The following is a 17,234-nucleotide window of genomic DNA, read 5'->3' on the forward strand; positions in this document are numbered from 1 at the left end:
TTACTCACCCGTTCGCAACTCTTCCAGAAGAGCAAGCTCTCCTTTTAGCGTTCTACTTGCATGTATTAGGCACGCCGCCAGCGTTCGTCCTGAGCCAGGATCAAACTCTCATTAAAATAATCGTTTGCCCGGCTAAGCACTCTGGCTTATCCGTTTTATTGTTCTTTTGTTCATTGACGATTTATCTGCTTGATAAATCACCCTGCACGTTTGGTTCGTCTTCTTTAATTTTCAAAGGTCTTGCGCCGCTCATCAAGCGACAACTATATCAGTATATCACCTTCATATTCCTTTGTCAACTACTTTTTTTATTTTTTTACCTTTTTTGGATTTTTTTTGGCTAAAAGTTTTTTCTCTTTTTTCTACTTTAAATATTCTAAAATGAAGTTGGCCACTTGCATGTATGAAAAAACATCTCAAAGAAGTATACTTGTCGTTCACCACAAACACAAGGAGACTCTTTAAGATGTGCACTCATTATACACTGCAATTCAAGTATTTGACAATAGCTGAGCGTCGGTTGATTGAAAAGTAGCTAGGTACGGAAAAAGTCAATTAGTAACTGATTCTGCAAAAAAATCTCTGAAAGCAATCCGTAAACAACCTATTAAATAGTACAATCTAATCAAAGAAAGTAAGGAAAAGATTGTTCACTGCATAAAACAAGTTATTCTCTAGTAGCAACATATCCCAAATTATTAGCATGTTGCACCAAAAATTCTGTTAATTCTTCATCAGGAATTTGGCGAAGATACAGGTTGGAACGAATCGTTTCATCATCTTCTCGACAAGTGGATAGGACTAAGTATCTATCATTTGCGTTGATTTTTATAGTATGATTCCTAGTAGTTGCATCCTTTGAGACAGCTTCTAATTGTGTTTTAAATTCATCTTTACTCGTAAATTCAGTTTTATAAAAAGCGGTATTCTCTGGGACGATAATTAAAAAGGCTGCTTCGTAGTAGTATTTACGTTCAGGTGTCTCAACAATAACATAAGGATGAGCATCAAAATAAGACTGTTCATCATAATAGTTTACATCATTAAACATACGGTGATCTGCGACCGCACTACCACGCGCATGGCCAAACAGCCAAGTCAGCTGATCTCTAAAATCTTTTTTATTATCGGTATCCATGAACACAGTCCCCATGTATGGTTCATTTCCACCATCAAAGGTTTTGACCAAATAAGTCGAATTATCCGTAGTCTGCACAACTGGCTCATCCAATTTCGTTCCTGGTGCATAAACATATCCGACTGTCTCTGCGTTAACTTCCAATAATGGAGTAAAGCGTTGCGTCAAGTATTCTTTTTCCTCTGCTGATACTTGATAAGGAGCAACCGTCGATGAGGTCTGCTTAGTAACTAAATCGGTGCTTACACTAATTTTCTCCCTACTTTCTTCTTGTTTGCTGAAGAATGTTACTGTCACAAATACTGTAAGGAGAGCCATAAGTATAGCTGTACTAATCCCTAACCATTTTTTTAATTGGGAATTTTTCTTCTTCACACTGATTTTCCTCCATAAAAATACACTAGAGTCAAGCGACCCTAGTGATACTTACTCGCTTTCGCGATTATTTTACAGCACCAGTTTTTGGCAATGCCTTCTCTCCTGTAGCGGTATCTGCCGCTTTTACAGATTTATGAGCAGCTTTTCCATTGTCTGAAACAGTACCAGTGGAGTTTTGAGTAGAAGATGGTTCTTCCGCTTTCTTAGGTGCATCAACATCTGCAGCACCAGCAGGATCATTTTCACGGAAGGCATTGTAAAGTGCTTCTACTTTCGCAAATTGTGCTTCATATGCAGCACGGGCATCATTGTAGGCAGCAGTTTCAGCAGCAAGACCTTTCTCTTCAGTCTCAACATTAGCTTTTGCTGCATCTACTGCACCAGTATCTGCTTTAGCAGCATCTAGGGCTGCTTCTGCAGCAATTTCTGCTGGATTAAAAGTAGCCTCTACAGTTTGTACGCGGGCTGAGGTTACCTCTCCAGTAAATACTACTGGTGTTCCATTATAAGTAAAAGAAGGTCCACCTGTAGCAGAAGTTGCGATTGCCATTGCATTTGCACGCTCTGCACGAACATTATCAAGTGCGCTTTGAGCAGCAGTAACTTTAGCTTGATAGTCAGCTTCTGCAGCAGCTAACGCAGCACGGGCACGAACAAGTGAAATTTCTGCACCCACTTTGTTTTGACCTGCTTGAGTAAAGTGATTTTCAAGGACTTGAAGTTCACCCAAAGCTGCAGCATATTCTTTTGAACCTACTTTACCTGCATTTGCCACACCTTGTGTAACATTATCGTAAGCAGATACGGTTGTCGCTAGCGGTGCAGCTGCACTCAAAAGTGCTACACCTGCCAATGTCGTATATAAAACTTTCTTCATTGTTCTATATCTCCTTTGTAACATTCTTTATTAAATTTTGCAAGTACCTCTTGCATATCCTTATTATACCCCCCCCCGAATTTATTTTGTCAAGCACTTTTTAACATTTTTTTAAATATTTTTCCCCTCACCACTTGTCAAGTCAAGTCCAACAGGGTCGATAGCGGACTAGAAAGCATCTGTTCAGCCTATTTGGGCTTTTTTCAAAATGTTTCTATCTTTTGTGATTCTTGTAATAGAAAGAATCATATCATAGAAGCCTCCATTTGTGTGTGCTAATCCCTAGAATGAGAGTAACTATTTTTCTTATCTCTATCACACAGGTAAATCCACGAATTCTCAACTGGGGTCTTTGCATATTGTCTAAATGACTATGTACATTGTCTATAGTCGTCTCAAATAATCTAGTGTTTTAGGTAATTAAGTATACACAAAAAACGAACAAGAAATCCATTCTTGTCCGTTTTTAAAGGTTGTGGTCAGAGTTCCATTGTTAGAAACTCCATTTTTTATTTATCATCCTGCATTTTTTCTTTTATTTCATCATATGAAAGTGGGTGGACATCATCTTCATCAGCTTGTTCAGAATCCATTGGCATTTGACCAGTTTCATAGAGTGATTTGATTTGAATGCTATCCAATGTCTCATATTTCAGCAAGGCTTCTGCAATCAATTTATGAGTTTCACGATTAGCTTGAATGATCTTGGCTGCCTTATCTCGTGCCTCGTTCAATAATTGGCGAACTTCATTATCCAATTCATAGGCAGTTTGCTCTGAAATATGTTTTTGAGTAGTATAGCCACCAAACATTGCATGATTTCCTTCATACTGCATTGGTCCCATCTTATCACTCATTCCATATTCTGCAACCATGGCCCGTGCCATCTGAGTCGCTTGCTCAAAGTCATTGGCTGCTCCGGTCGTTTGCGCATTGAAAATAATTTCCTCAGCAACGCGACCACCCATAAGGCCTGCTAACTGCTCCTTCATATCTTCCTTAGATAGAAGCATTTGATCTTCTTTTGGTAAGGCAATCATATACCCACCTGCACGACCACGAGGAACAATGGTTACCTTATGGACCTCACGCGCATTTGAAAGAACAAGACCAACGATAGTATGACCAGCCTCATGGTAGGCCACCATTTCCCGCTCACGTTTTGAAATCTGACGGTCTTTCTTAGATGGTCCTGCAATAACACGATCTTCTGCTTCGTCAATATCTGAAGCATCAATCATTGCCTTATTCTGACGAGCTGCAACAAGAGCTGCTTCATTCAGGACATTTTCTAAATCTGCACCAACAAATCCTGGTGTTTGCTGTGCAACAAGTTTTAAATCAACATCTTCTGCTAGTGGTTTGTTTTTAGCATGAACCTTTAAAATAGCCTCACGTCCTTTGACATCAGGTCGTCCAACCAACACTTTACGGTCAAAACGTCCCGGACGAAGAAGGGCAGGATCGAGGACATCACTACGGTTGGTCGCTGCAATCACGATAATCCCCTCGTTTCCAGCAAAACCATCCATTTCAATCAACAGTTGATTGAGGGTTTGCTCACGTTCATCATTTCCACCACCCATACCGACACCGCGCTGACGACCGACAGCATCGATTTCATCGATAAAGATAATCGCTGGTGCTGCTTTCTTAGCATCTTCAAAGAGAGAACGAACGCGACTAGCACCGACTCCCACAAACATCTCTACGAAGTCGGAACCAGATATACTAAAGAAGGGAACACCTGCTTCTCCAGCGACAGCCTTTGCCAGAAGAGTCTTACCTGTTCCTGGAGGTCCCTCAAGGAGAACACCAGCAGGAATCCGAGCACCTAATTTAGTGAAGCGCTTGGGATCTTTTAAAAATTCAACAACTTCTACTAATTCTTGTTTTTCTTCTTCTGCACCAGCCACATCAGAAAATCGCACTTTCACATTGCTTTTTTCCAATGCCTTGGCCTTGTTGCGTCCAAAATTCATGGCACCGCGTGCACCACCGCCACCTTGGTTCATCATCATAACAAAGAAGATACCAAAAAGGACTAAGGGAAACACATTGATAAAAATAGTTAGCCACAAACTATTTGAACTTTCTGGCTTGACAGTCACTTTTACATTGTGTTCTTTTGCTAATGCTTGTAAGTCAGCCAGTGCTGAATCAGCAGATAGCATGGTAGAGGTAAATTTTTGATAACTCACCTTGTCGGAAATTTGGAAGAGTTTAATCGACTCTGCCGCCTTACTTTCTGCAACTTTTGGTTTTTTATAGGTTCCTGAAATTTCGACAACACTGCCACTCGGTTGATAGGTAACATCTGTCACATTACCCTCTTTTAATTCTGTTACAACCTGCGAATAGCTAATCTCATGAGTTGAAATTTGACTACCTGCTTTAAAAAATTGATACGCTGTAACTAGGGTAGCAATAATTAAAATAAAGAGAAAAGGATTTCGGATAAATCCTTTATTGTTTTGATTATTCATAAATACTATCGTAACCTTTTTTCTAATTTGAATAAACTTCCTCTTTTAATACTCCTACATAAGGAATATTACGGTAGTTTTCATCATAATCTAGACCAAATCCTACAACAAATTCATTTGGAATTGTAAAGCAGGTATAATCTGGCTCAATCTCCACCACACGACCTTCTGGTTTATCAAGGAGAGTTGCAATTTTAATAGAAGCTGCTTGGCGTAAAGCAAATAATTCTTTCAACTCTTTTAGTGTACGTCCTGTATCAATGATGTCTTCAACAAAGAGAACATCGCGACCTGCAACATTTGTATCCAAGTCCTTGATAATCTTGACAGTACCGCTACTTTCAGTACCACCGTGATAACTTGATACAACCATAAAATCTGTCTCAATATGAGTGTCAATATGTTTTATCAGTTCTGCCATGAAAGGGATAGAACCTTTTAAAATACCAACTAACAAGGGATTTTTTCCAGCATACTCTTCTGTTAGAATCTTCCCTAATTCCTTGCTTTTTGCAACAATTTCTTCTTCTGAAATAAGGATCTTTTTGATATCTTTTTCCAACATATTTCATTTACTCTTTCATTTTTATATATAAGGTAGCTTTGATTATATCATTTTTTATTGATTTACTCAAATCACTGGCAACCATATTTGCAATTCCATAAATTTTTCCATCCTGTTCAATCACAACAGCCTCACACCGTAATTGTTGAGGGATTTTTTGATCGATAAAATACCGTCGAACTTTCTTATTGATAGAATGAAGTAGTATACTATCACCAACCTGTCTCCTTCGCAGGATAATCGGTTGATTAGCCTGAAGGTAGAGAATCTGGTCTGGTTGTTCCAGTGGCTTATTTAATGAAAAAATAAACTGTCCGTACTGAAAAACACCTTCTGATTCTATCACGTATTTTTCTTCTTGCCTATCCGTCTTAGGCTGTATTTTAGTAATCGTAAAGGTCTGATAATCTTTTATAAGATAGTAGTCCCCTTTTAAATGATGTTGGTAGTTCGCCTTCGTTTCAAGAATACCCAGTACCTGTTGAAATTGATCTCGCGTCAGATGAAGTTCTGGAAATTGTTCCAGATACTGCTGGAGCAAAACATACCGGACAGGAGCTGTCTGTGATTGAAATTCTGATAGATTCCCTAGGTCAATATGACGAGTTAGATCTCTAAGAGCTTGGTGAAGAGCAGCTGACTCTTTTCCGATATGCAGCAAGGTAGATTTAAGTTTTGGGTTTTCCTTAGTCAATAAAGGAATATACTCATTACGGATACGATTTCTAAAATAAATCGAAGAATGATTGCTTTCATCTTCAAAGTGAACCACATCCATCAACTCACTCTTATCAAAAGAGAGCAAGGGACGGATAACCTCCCCCTCTATAAACGGTTGAACAGGTTTCATTCCTACTAGATGAGCTAAGCGACTTCCACGAATCAAGCGCATCAAAATTGTCTCCGCCTGATCATCAGCATGATGGGCCGTGACCAAGGCTGTATAGTGATGTTTTTTCATCACTTCTGCAAAAAAATCATATCGCATGGTACGTGCTGCTGCTTCGGAAAACCTTCCTTCAAAATAAGATAGGTAAAAAGGGATTCCTCGTCTTTGAGTCCACTCTCTAATATAAGTTTCTTCTTCAACTGCTGCTCGTCGCTGTTGATGGTTGACATGGGCGACCCCTATTTTTATGCCAAGAATCGCTTGGTACTTGTAAAGGAGGTACAGTAGATTCATCGAATCTTTCCCACCTGAAACTGCGATAAGAACTGCCTCATGTTTATCAAAAAAGTGACCTTTTTGTGCCACTTTCAAAAATTTTTCTTCCATTACCTTATTTCAAAATTCCGTATACATCATTTGCAATCTGTGAAATATCATCATAGGTCATCTGATCTGTAAAGATAGAGAGAATAAATGGCTCCTTAGCATAGACAACAGCCACGTCATGCTTGAAATCATAGGCGTCGCCAATTTTGTGGGCAACTTTAACATCAATATCCCTTGCAATCCGCTGGTCATCAAAATTGGTGGTAGAAAGACTCTCTAGCACATAGCCATTCTGACGATAAATTGCCTCCATCATCAATCCTGCCATCTCAGCAGAAGCCATGCGTGACACCATATCCCACCTTTGACCCGCAATTCTAGTTGTTTCTTGATAGAAACCTTTATCAAATTGATCGGCTGCATAATAACCGAGGAGATTGCTAGCCACATTGTCGGACTCTTTTGCCGTATGATTGATTAAATCGTCAATTCTATATTTCTGGTTATTTGGTCTTTTATCAATCGAACCACTCCCTTCAGATTCGTAAGCTCCGTCAAAGTCTTCAGTTTCCTTGATGTACTTTACACTATCTGTCAAGTTGATGTTCTTTCGATTGATATTTTCTTGAACATAGTATAGCGTAGGAAGTTTGGTCACACTGGCTGCGTACATCATTTGGTCTTGGTTGACACCTGCTGTTTCTCCAGTTGACAATTTTTTGACATATACAGATAGATTTTTAGATTGATATTTTGTTGTCAGCAACTCCTGAACAGCCTCGATACGGTTATCCGACTTAGATAAATCATCGAGCTGAATCCAAGCCTTAGCGTTTATTTTCGCAAAAAATCCTAGGTGGGTTTCAACAATTTCTGACACTGTCACCTCTTGATAAGGCTTGACATTAAGACTTATTTTTTTTGCTTGATTCGCAATAGGACTGGAGTAGAGAGTGAAATTTTTCTTGAGCCAGGCTTTTTCCGAAACAGCTTGATGCCCTAGTATGATGTCATCATAGATGCGTGTTTGATCAGCCACTACATACCGCTTATCCTCTAGTTGAAAGACCAACTGATTTTGGCTATTGACATCGACTCCAGTGATTGAAAAGGAATGATTCGGTTTAATTTTTCCGACAGGAATTGTCAATTCCTTGTCAAGATAGCTGTCAAGTTCTTCATAAACATTAGGATTGGTTGGAACACTTTGAAAATCTGTACTGTACTCCTTGTAGTTCAACTGATAATTCATCTGATTGGATAATTCAAATGGAATTTCAGTACTTCCAACTGGCGCAGCTGCAAATAAAATTGGACTAATGAGCCAGAATAACTGTTTTTTCATGTTCCCTCCTTCCTAATGCTTGTCATCCTTTTTTTCTATTTTTAAGGCTTGATTTTTCTCGGCTAGTTCCTCGAGTTTTTCATCAGAGTAAGCCAAGAATTTTTCAACAATTTCTACAATAGTTTCTGTCATCGTGGTAATAATCCTGGAATATTGTAAATAACTTCCCCATCTTTTGAATATTGAAGTTTAGCACGAATATACTTCGTCACATATTCTTCATCCTCTAATTTTTGTACTAGAGAGGATTCTATTTTTTGTTGCTTTTCCAACTCCTTGTACTGATCTTGTAGGTCAGACAACTGCTGCTCCCGCTTTTGTAAAGTTTGGTAACTATTGACTAAGTTATAAGTTGGTAGCACAAAAAGAAAGACAACTAAAATCAAAATAGACCCCATAAATCGATTTTTCTGCTTTTTTTCTTGACGATAGGCCTGACTTTTTTGCAATTCTTCTCGGATGTATTGGTTATTGATTTGGAGAATATTAGATTTTTTCATCTGCTTCAATCCTTGTTTCGCTGATAATTTCATACATACTGAGTGCATCTTCTTTTTTGGTACTATCTTTCATTTCGCGTACTCTAACAACCAGCAACTTATTGCCAAAGCGGATTTCAATCTGATCATTTTCTTTTAAATCCGTCGATGATTTGGCCAAAATACCATTTACCTTGATTCTTCCCTTATCTGCCACTTCTTTTGCAACAGTACGCCGTTTGATAATACGGGACACTTTTAAATACTTATCCAGTCTCATGTTGTTCACCTCGTTTTCCTATTGTATCACTTTTTGGTTGGTTTTAAAACTTTACGGAGCTTTCTGTTGCTTAATTTCAAGCATTTTCTCAGCGAAATGCAAGAGTTCTTCAATAATTTCACTATCCTTTTTCTGATCGATAGTAAATAGCAATTCCACCCGTCCCTTATTTTCTGAAATATGAGCCTTCAAATTCGTCGCAGTCAAGGCTTCAAAATAGTCCTGCATCAAAAAGAGTTGACCAGCTACTTCTTCAAAACTGACTAGCACTTGATTTAATTTGCGCTCTATTCTTCTTGTAAAGACTTGATCAACGTAGGCTTTTAGCAGACCAATCTCAAGAAGATAAGCAACCACATCTGGGTAATCCCCAAATCGATCCACTAACTCATGCTGTAGCTCCTCATAGTCGGTACGACTATCAATCTGTTTGATTCGCTTATAAATTTCAATTTTTTGACGTTGATCATCAATGTATTCACTTGGTAAATAAGCATCTATCAATAGACTGATTTCTGTATTGCTCTTATCACGTTTAGCCTGTTTGCCCTGTTTTTCAAGAATAGCATTTTCCAATAATTGAGAATACAATTCATAACCAACAGAATCGATAAAACCACTCTGAGCTGCTCCTAAAATATTTCCTGCTCCTCGAATGGATAAATCCTGCATGGCGATTTTAAAGCCAGATCCCAATTCAGTGAAACCTTTAATCGCTTCAAGACGCTTTTCAGCAACCTCTGTCAAATTTTTATCTGGTTGGTACATCAGATAAGCGTAGGCAATCCGATTGGAGCGACCCACACGCCCTCTCAGTTGATAGAGGGTTGACAGTCCCATGCGGTCGGCATTTTCTATAAAGAGGGTATTGGTATTTGGAATATCAACACCGGTTTCAATAATGGTCGTTGTCACTAATACATCGTATTCCCCCTCTATAAAGGCTAACAGTGTATTTTCTAATTGAATTTCTGACATTTGACCGTGGACATAACCAATCTCAACTTCGGGTACTAATTCGCGTAATTCAGAAACTTTTTGTTCAATAGTGTCAACTTTATTGTAAAGATAGTACACTTGTCCATTTCTGCCTGTTTCCCGTAGGATTGCATCACGAATAACCGAAGGATTTACTTCTAAAACATAGGTTTGAACTGGATAGCGATTGGTAGGAGGGGTCTCAATGACCGATAAGTCACGGATACCTAACATGGACATTTGCAAGGTTCGTGGAATAGGGGTTGCTGTCAAGGTGAGAACATCTATTTTGGTTTTTAATTCTTTCAAGCGTTCCTTATGCTTGACCCCAAACCGCTGCTCCTCATCAATCACTAATAGGCCTAAATCAAAAAATTCAATATCTTTTGAGAGCAGGCGGTGGGTTCCGATAATGATATCTACTTGACCTTTTTTGAGTTTTTCAAGTGTTTTTCTTTGCTCCACTTTTGTCTTAAAACGACTGAGAACATCGATATTGACAGGAAATTCTGCAAAACGACTTTGGAAATTGACAAAATGCTGCTGGGCCAAAACAGTCGTCGGAACTAGAATAGCCACCTGCTTTCCGTCCTTAACTGCCTTAAAGGCTGCGCGCATAGCTACTTCTGTCTTACCAAAACCAACATCTCCCACCAACAAACGATCCATTGGAGAAGGTTTTTCCATGTCTTTTTTGATTTCTTGAATGGAGCGAAGCTGGTCCTCTGTTTCAACATAGGCAAAATGCTGATCAAATTCAGCTTGATGTTTATCATCAGGTGAGAAAGCAAAGCCCGATAATTGACTGCGTTCGGCATAGAGACGGAGCAGGTCATCGGCGATATCTTCGACCTCCTTAACTACCTTTTGTTTGGTCCGTTGAAAACGACCATCGTTTAATTGATTGATTTTAGGGATTTTCCCATCTGAAGCTAGGTATTTCGACAATATGTCAATTTGTTCAACAGGAAGGGAAATTCGGTCATTATTTTGATATTGAATACTCAGATAATCCCGATGGACACCTGATACCTCAATCGTTTCAATCCCCAGATACTTGCCGACACCATGGATATGGTGGACGACATAGTCCCCGACAGATAGCTCACTATAGTCTTTTAACCGCTCAGCATTTGAAAGATTTTTTCGACGGACTTTTCGCTTTATCTTTCTATGGAACAACTCGTGCTCAGTAATGAGGGCAATCTTTTCATCTAAAAAATGAAAACCAGCTGACAGTTGCCCTAGAGTTATCTGTTGCTGACCGATCTGTAGTTGATTCGATTGGGCAACAGGTAGCTCTATCCCATATTCCTGTAAAGATTTCTGTAAACGTTGTAAAGAAGATTCTGATTCTGCCTGAATGATGACGGTATGTTTAGACTTTGCATAGTGTTGCAATTCATCCTGTAATAAAGGAATCTGGTTAAAAAATTCCTGCATAGAGTGCTGATTGAATTGGTATATGGTATCGAACTTCAGATTACCTAAGCCCTTTTGAAAGACAGAAAAATAGGTAGCAGGCTTATATGATCTAAAGTAAGAATAGACAGAGGCAAAGTATTGTAAATTTGGCAATGATTTAGCATTCTGTAAATCTTGTGTCAATAATTCAGCAGATTCCTTGTCAAACTGCGCATGTGTATTAGCCAACTTATGAAAATCATCGAAAAATATCGGGGTATGAGCTGGAAGATAGTTGAGTAAGGTCCACTCCTTTTCATAAAAATAAGAAAGGAATTTCCGACTATCTGGATGATAGTAGGATTGTCTTACATCTGCTAGCACTTCCTCAATGTAAGCAATCTGTTCCTCTTGTTGCAATTCTTGTAAACTATCTGTCAATCTTCTTTCAGCACGCGAAAAGTCTTCAGAATAAAAAATCATGTCAGAAGCAGGTCTAATCACCACATCGTCTACATTTTCAATGGATAATTGACTCCCCGTATCAAACTGACGGATTCCGTCAATCTCATCTCCAAAAAATTCTAGGCGATAGGGATATTCCGCACCCATTTCAAAAATATCCAAAATATCTCCACGCTGGCTAAATTCACCTACATTCAAAACGCGAGAAACCTTTTTATAGCCAATTTCTCTTAAATTCTTTACAAGAGTGTCAACCTCAATTTCATCTCCGACTGCAAGCCCTATCCTCGATTTTTTATAGGCAACTGGACTCGGTAGCAATACTCTACAAGCTGCCATACTTGCTACTAAAATACCTGATTGCTTCTGTTCTGTGAGAAAATTAAGACTTTCTAAACGGGATTGAGTACGGTCATTTGAAGCAAATACAAATTCTGCTATCGGATTATCATCTGTAAAGAAATTGTAAACATAGTCGCTTCCCAAAATATTGGTGAGTTCTTGGGTTAATTTTTCTGCCTCATTCTGAGTTGGGACAACAATCAGACACTTTCCATCTATCACATCAAAGACAGACGCCATGACAAGTGCTTTCATGGTACCTGAAAGTCCCATTATCAGTTGACGAGTAGACTGGTTTAAACCTGCCTGCCATCTATCAATTTGCTTATTACGACTGACTAATTCAATAATATTCATCTTAGCTATTGTACTTTCTCATTATCTTTTCAGCATCATTTTCCTGCACATAAAAAGCAACAAAATCCTCTAGTTTATCTAGGCTGGATTCAATCTGAATGCGATCCTCGCTATCAAAATGGGACAAGACATGCTGAACAACTGTCATTCCATTCTTTGGTCGGCCAATTCCAATCTTTATGCGGTCAAATTCTTGGCTCCCTAGATATTTCACAATACTCTTGATACCATTGTGACCACCTGCTGAACCTTTCTGACGAAACCGTACTTTTCCAACCGCCATATCCAAATCATCGTAAATCACTACTAAGTCCTCCTGATGGAGCCCATAGTAAGTTAATAGGGCATGAACGGCCTTTCCAGATTCATTCATAAACGTCAATGGCTTCACCAGATAGACCTTTTCACCATTTAGAAAAGTGGAGGCAATAGCAGCCTGAAAAATTTTATCATGGCTAAAGGATACGTTTTCTTTTTTAGCAATTCGATCGATAAACATAAACCCTACGTTATGTTTGGTATTTTCATAGCGATCCCCAGGATTTCCCAGGCCTACAATCAATTTTGTCATGCTATCTCCTTTCATACTCTTTTTTCTACATTTTTTAAAACTAGGAACCTGCATTCGCAACTAGAGTGCTTTTAGATTAGATGGGGGGATACAGGTTCTAATACTCTTTAAAAATCAAAAGGATACGTTGTCAACTTGTCTCGGTGAACGCTAGTTCTACCTTCGCCTTCGTTTCCTAGTCTACTTTTGATTTTTATTGAGTATAAGGCACTCTACAACGCTAAAACGGTTGGAAACGATTTTCCAACCTTTGCATCATTTTGAACATGCCTTAGACATTGAAACGGAATTCCATAATATCACCATCTTGGACGATATATTCTTTTCCTTCCTCACGGAGACGACCGGCTTCTTTCACAGCTTTTTCGCTACCATAGGTCATCAAATCATCATAGGACATTGTCACAGCACGAATAAAGCCTTTTTCAAAGTCTGAATGGATGATACCAGCTGCCTGTGGCGCCTTGATGCCTCGTTTAAAGGTCCAAGCCCGCACCTCTTTTTCACCTGCTGTAAAATAAGTTCCAAGCCCTAGCAAATGATAGGCAGCACGTGTTAACTTATCCACTCCTGACTCAGTTAAGCCCATTGCCTCCAGAAACTCAGCCTTATCTGCTTCATCTAGTTCAGAAATTTCTTCTTCTACACGCGCAGAAATAACGACAACTTCTGCATTTTCAGTTGCTGCGAAGTCCCGAATTTGCTGCACATAGTCAATGCTATCTGGCTCTGCCACCTTGTCTTCATCGACATTTGCCACATAAAGAACTGGTTTAGTGGTCAGTAGAAAGAGCCCCTTCACCACTGCTTGCTCTTCCGGGGTAAATTCTAAGGTCCGAGCTGATTTACCATCTTCAAGAACTGGCTTAATTTTTTGAAGAACGTTAAATTCGGCAAGAGAGTCTTTGTCTTTTTGCGTACGTGCCATTTTCTCCACACGCGCATAGCGTTTATTAACGGACTCCAAGTCCGCCAAAATCAACTCTAAATTGATGGTATCAATATCCGCTAATGGGTCAACAAATGCATCTTCACGTCCTTGCTCCCGCATAACATTTTCATCATCAAAGGCACGCACCACATGGACAATGGCATCTACTTCACGGATATTGGCCAAGAATTTATTTCCCAATCCTTCACCTTTTGAAGCACCTTTTACGATACCGGCAATATCTGTAAATTCAAAGGTTGTTGGAACAGTCTTTTTAGGTGTGATAAGCTCCGTCAATTTTTGCAAACGCTCATCAGGTACCTCCACCATTCCGACATTGGGATCGATGGTCGCAAAGGGATAATTTGCCGCCTCTGCTCCTGCTTTTGTAATTGCATTAAATAGGGTTGATTTTCCAACATTTGGCAAACCAACAATACCTGCTGTCAAAGCCATTTCTCATTCTCCATTCAAAAATTTCAATCACGACTATTATAACAGAAAAGAAAAAAAAAAGCTTGTTCATAACAAGCCTATTTAAAAATAGCAACAAATCTTTCGATAAACCATAATAAGAATCCTCCGAGAGGAAAAAATAACCACCAGTAGTTTACTAAGAGCTGCCAACCCATTGGTTTCTCATCTTCATCACTATCAGCCTTTACAAAGACTACTTTCTCAGGTTCTTTCCCTAGCAGCAATTTATCTAAACTAACTTCCAAAACTGCTGCTAATTTCACCAAATTTTCCAAATCTGGTGTCGCATCTCCATTTTCCCATTTTGAGATAGACTGGCGAGAGATAAAGAGCTGCTCTGCCAAGGCATCCTGAGAAAGATTTTTAGCTAGACGTATGGTTTTGAGTTGTCTTGAAAATTGTGACATGATGGTACCTGCTTCTCTTTTTTCTTGATTATACTTTCTTTGGACAGAAATCACTAGCACTTTTACACGCAACTGTCAGTTGCAAAGTTTCTCAGACTAGCAATACGTCAAGTATTTTCAGGTTGCGAGAGAACTTTTTTCATTTTCCATTCAAAATCGTGGCGGCTCATCATAACCAGATGATCGCAATTAGTACAACGAATTTTTATATCCGCACCTAATCGCATCACTTCCCAAGCATTTGCCTTCTTCCCTGTTGAGCGAATCACACAGGCATGGGGCTTTTTCATCTCTACGATAGTTCCTAATTCGTACATCATTCTTCCTTTCCAAGATAGTAATAGCGTGTTTGGCATTTAATAGTTAGTTGCTGAATCGTCTGCAATTCCCCATCAACTTGCACAACTGTTTCATGCGGTAACGTTAGACTGACAGATTTTGCTGAGGTATGTCGTAACAACGATGACGACTGATGGCGTTTAAAAATCAAGGCAGACAGGGCTTTTATTCGCTGCCAGATAGAGGTTGCTGATACATATACCAGATCCATCTGATTCTTGGTCACATGTGCTTCTGGCCAAATCATAATTCCACCACCAAAATAGGTATTATTGGCAATCGATAGAAAAAATAGGTGATCCAAGAAGAGGGTCTGATGGTCTGTTTCGACAACAGCTGATAACTGAAAAGGAGTCACTAAACTAATAACTCCAAAGAAAAGATAGGTCAGCTTGCCGATTGCCAAACGATTGAGCCATCTTTTAAGGACTGAGTTTTCTGAATAAGTGATGACACGCGCAGGATAGCCAACGTCAAGACTATTGACCACAACACCACTAGAACTTTCTAATACACACACTGGGACGGGTCTTGTTTCTAGCAGATTGTCCATCACCTGTTGCCAGTTCTTAATCCTTGTAGCACGTGCAAAATCATTTCCTGAGCCAGTTGGATAATAAGCGAAGGGCAAGTCTGTGGGCCAAACAGAGAGGACCTTGGATAAGGTGCCATCTCCACCAAGGATCAAGAACCGATCCCTATCTTTTTCAAATTTTGACAAAATCGCACCCACTTGTGCATATTCATCATTTTTCCCCCTTGTCAGATAAGACTTTACCGCTACCTGTGGATAAGCTGTTTGAATATCTCTGATAATCGTGGCAGCCTTCCCATTTCCTGCCCTAGGATTGGCTAAAATATATACAATCATGTCCCTAATCGTTTTCGTTTTTTCCCTAGTATACCATAAAAAGAGGTCAAATGACCTCTTTTCAAACAACTAATTTGTACGAACTGGTGTAATCAGCTGAATTAACTCCACCTCTTCCACATTAGGTACGAGAGTAAATGGACGGACAGATGAAATAAAGCTAATTTTAATCTGCTCACTGTTCGCTGCTTTTAAAGCATCGATGAGGTAAGTTGGATTAAAGCTAATAACTAACTCTTCTCCCGATACTTCAAGCGCATCCAATTCTTCATTGACCCGACCAACTTCTGGTGAATGAACATGGGCTGATACTTGTCCACCAGTAATTTCTAATTTTACTGTACCGTTTTGGGTCGCATTTGATAGTAGCCGCGCCCGCTCCATAGCTTGACGTAGCTTTACGGTTTCAAAAATAACTGTCGTATTAAATTCAGTCGGAATTAAGCGATCAGTATCTGGATAGGTTCCTTCTAATAGGCGAGTATAAAAGCTGATATGCTCGCTTCTAAAGAGCATCTGGTTGTTAGAAAAGAATACCTCGACTGTTTCAATATCATCTGTAAAAACAGTGACAAATTCACGCAACGAGCGGCTAGGAATGACTACGTTAAAGTTATCCCCAGATTTGTCCAAGGTTAATTTCCGTTGACTCATACGATGAGAGTCCGTTGCGACTGTTTTTAAGTACTTATTTTCTGTTAGGACAAAGTGAACCCCTGTCAATATGGGACGACTTTCCTGAGTTGAAGCGGCGAAAGCCGTTTCAGTAATCGTTTCTTTCAAAACTCTTGTTTGTAGAATAAGCGGCTCAGCAGTGGAGACTTCTTGCAAGCGTGGATATTGCTCTGCTTCTTTTCCTTTTAAGGTAATTTCCGACTTTCCGCTGGTTAAAACGATTTGTTGGTGTTCAATTTCACGAACATCTAGGACAATATCTGGAAGGCTTGAAACGACGTTAATAAAGAAAGCCGCTTCCAGTAAGATAGATCCTGGAGAAGAAATCAACAAGCCGGCATTTTCATCTTGAGTAGAGATAAAGTTTTCAATGGAAATTTGACCGTTTGATCCTGTTAAGGTGATTCCTTCAGTGGATACTTCCATCTTTACAGTTGATAAGATAGGAATTGCATTTTTGCTACTGATGGCTCGTTTCGTAATGGTTAGAGCTTGTAAAAATACTGTTTTATTGATTGAAAATTGAATCATGGATTCTCCTTTATTTATATATTATAAGATTAGTAGTAATAGTAGGTGCTGTGTATTCTGTGGAAAACAGGCTAATATCATGGATTTTCTTGCCTTATCTCATGTGAATAGACTGTGGAAAA

16 protein-coding genes and 1 rRNA gene are annotated in these 17,234 nt (G+C 39.2%); all 17 read right to left on the reverse strand.

What is annotated here, in order from left to right; translation table 11 throughout:
- Nucleotides 1-116, reverse strand: a 16S ribosomal RNA gene (locus BVE84_RS07005); the annotation flags it as partial.
- Nucleotides 117-667: 551 nt separating this feature from the next.
- Nucleotides 668-1,456: a class B sortase, LPKTxAVK-specific gene (gene srtB, locus BVE84_RS07010; RefSeq protein ID WP_135017465.1), complete on the reverse strand. Its 789-nt coding sequence runs from the start codon at nt 1,454-1,456 to the stop codon at nt 668-670.
- A gap of 124 nt (nt 1,457-1,580) precedes the next feature.
- Nucleotides 1,581-2,393, reverse strand: a complete 813-nt coding sequence (locus tag BVE84_RS07015; protein ID WP_076996350.1) for a hypothetical protein — start codon at nt 2,391-2,393, stop codon at nt 1,581-1,583.
- A gap of 509 nt (nt 2,394-2,902) precedes the next feature.
- A complete protein-coding gene (gene ftsH, locus BVE84_RS07020) occupies nt 2,903-4,879 on the reverse strand; it encodes an ATP-dependent zinc metalloprotease FtsH (RefSeq protein ID WP_076996351.1) in 1,977 nt (658 codons plus the stop codon).
- A 22-nt stretch (nt 4,880-4,901) separates the two neighbouring features.
- Nucleotides 4,902-5,444: a hypoxanthine phosphoribosyltransferase gene (gene hpt, locus BVE84_RS07025; RefSeq protein ID WP_076996352.1), complete on the reverse strand. Its 543-nt coding sequence runs from the start codon at nt 5,442-5,444 to the stop codon at nt 4,902-4,904.
- 7 nt (nt 5,445-5,451) lie between these two features.
- Nucleotides 5,452-6,720 (reverse strand): tRNA lysidine(34) synthetase TilS, encoded by a 1,269-nt coding sequence (tilS, locus tag BVE84_RS07030; RefSeq protein WP_076996353.1) that lies wholly within the window; start codon nt 6,718-6,720, stop codon nt 5,452-5,454.
- 4 nt (nt 6,721-6,724) lie between these two features.
- Nucleotides 6,725-8,005 carry a serine hydrolase gene (locus tag BVE84_RS07035; protein WP_076996354.1) on the reverse strand — a complete coding sequence of 427 codons (1,281 nt, stop codon included), beginning with the start codon at nt 8,003-8,005 and terminating at the stop codon, nt 6,725-6,727.
- Nucleotides 8,006-8,017: 12 nt separating this feature from the next.
- On the reverse strand, nt 8,018-8,137 hold the full coding sequence (locus tag BVE84_RS11260) for an SP_0009 family protein (RefSeq protein WP_256765664.1): 120 nt from the start codon (nt 8,135-8,137) through the stop codon (nt 8,018-8,020).
- Complete coding sequence (locus tag BVE84_RS07040) at nt 8,134-8,505, reverse strand: FtsB family cell division protein (RefSeq protein ID WP_076996355.1); 372 nt, start codon at nt 8,503-8,505, stop codon at nt 8,134-8,136. The genes BVE84_RS11260 and BVE84_RS07040 overlap by 4 nt, the downstream gene beginning before the upstream one ends.
- The gene (locus BVE84_RS07045) at nt 8,492-8,764 is read right to left on the reverse strand and encodes an RNA-binding S4 domain-containing protein (RefSeq protein ID WP_076996356.1); all 273 of its coding nucleotides are present in this window, start codon (nt 8,762-8,764) and stop codon (nt 8,492-8,494) included. Before BVE84_RS07045 ends, BVE84_RS07040 begins: the two co-directional genes overlap by 14 nt.
- 51 nt (nt 8,765-8,815) lie before the next feature.
- Entirely contained in the window at nt 8,816-12,310 is a 3,495-nt protein-coding gene (mfd, locus tag BVE84_RS07050) for a transcription-repair coupling factor (RefSeq protein ID WP_076996357.1), read from the reverse strand.
- Between the two features lies 1 nt (nt 12,311).
- Nucleotides 12,312-12,881, reverse strand: coding sequence for an aminoacyl-tRNA hydrolase (pth, locus tag BVE84_RS07055; RefSeq protein ID WP_076996358.1), 570 nt, complete (start codon nt 12,879-12,881; stop codon nt 12,312-12,314).
- Nucleotides 12,882-13,152: 271 nt separating this feature from the next.
- Entirely contained in the window at nt 13,153-14,268 is a 1,116-nt protein-coding gene (ychF, locus tag BVE84_RS07060; protein WP_076996359.1) for a redox-regulated ATPase YchF, read from the reverse strand.
- A 77-nt stretch (nt 14,269-14,345) separates the two neighbouring features.
- A complete protein-coding gene (locus tag BVE84_RS07065; protein WP_076996406.1) occupies nt 14,346-14,696 on the reverse strand; it encodes a helix-turn-helix domain-containing protein in 351 nt (116 codons plus the stop codon).
- Nucleotides 14,697-14,803: 107 nt separating this feature from the next.
- On the reverse strand, nt 14,804-15,013 hold the full coding sequence (locus tag BVE84_RS07070) for a DUF951 domain-containing protein (protein ID WP_076996360.1): 210 nt from the start codon (nt 15,011-15,013) through the stop codon (nt 14,804-14,806).
- Nucleotides 15,013-15,906 carry a diacylglycerol/lipid kinase family protein gene (locus BVE84_RS07075; protein WP_076996361.1) on the reverse strand — a complete coding sequence of 298 codons (894 nt, stop codon included), beginning with the start codon at nt 15,904-15,906 and terminating at the stop codon, nt 15,013-15,015. The genes BVE84_RS07070 and BVE84_RS07075 overlap by 1 nt, the downstream gene beginning before the upstream one ends.
- A gap of 69 nt (nt 15,907-15,975) precedes the next feature.
- The gene (gene dnaN, locus BVE84_RS07080; protein ID WP_076996362.1) at nt 15,976-17,112 is read right to left on the reverse strand and encodes a DNA polymerase III subunit beta; all 1,137 of its coding nucleotides are present in this window, start codon (nt 17,110-17,112) and stop codon (nt 15,976-15,978) included.
- Nucleotides 17,113-17,234 lie beyond the last annotated feature (122 nt).

The sequence above is a fragment of the Streptococcus azizii genome (assembly GCF_001984715.1).
Lineage (GTDB): Bacteria > Bacillota > Bacilli > Lactobacillales > Streptococcaceae > Streptococcus > Streptococcus azizii.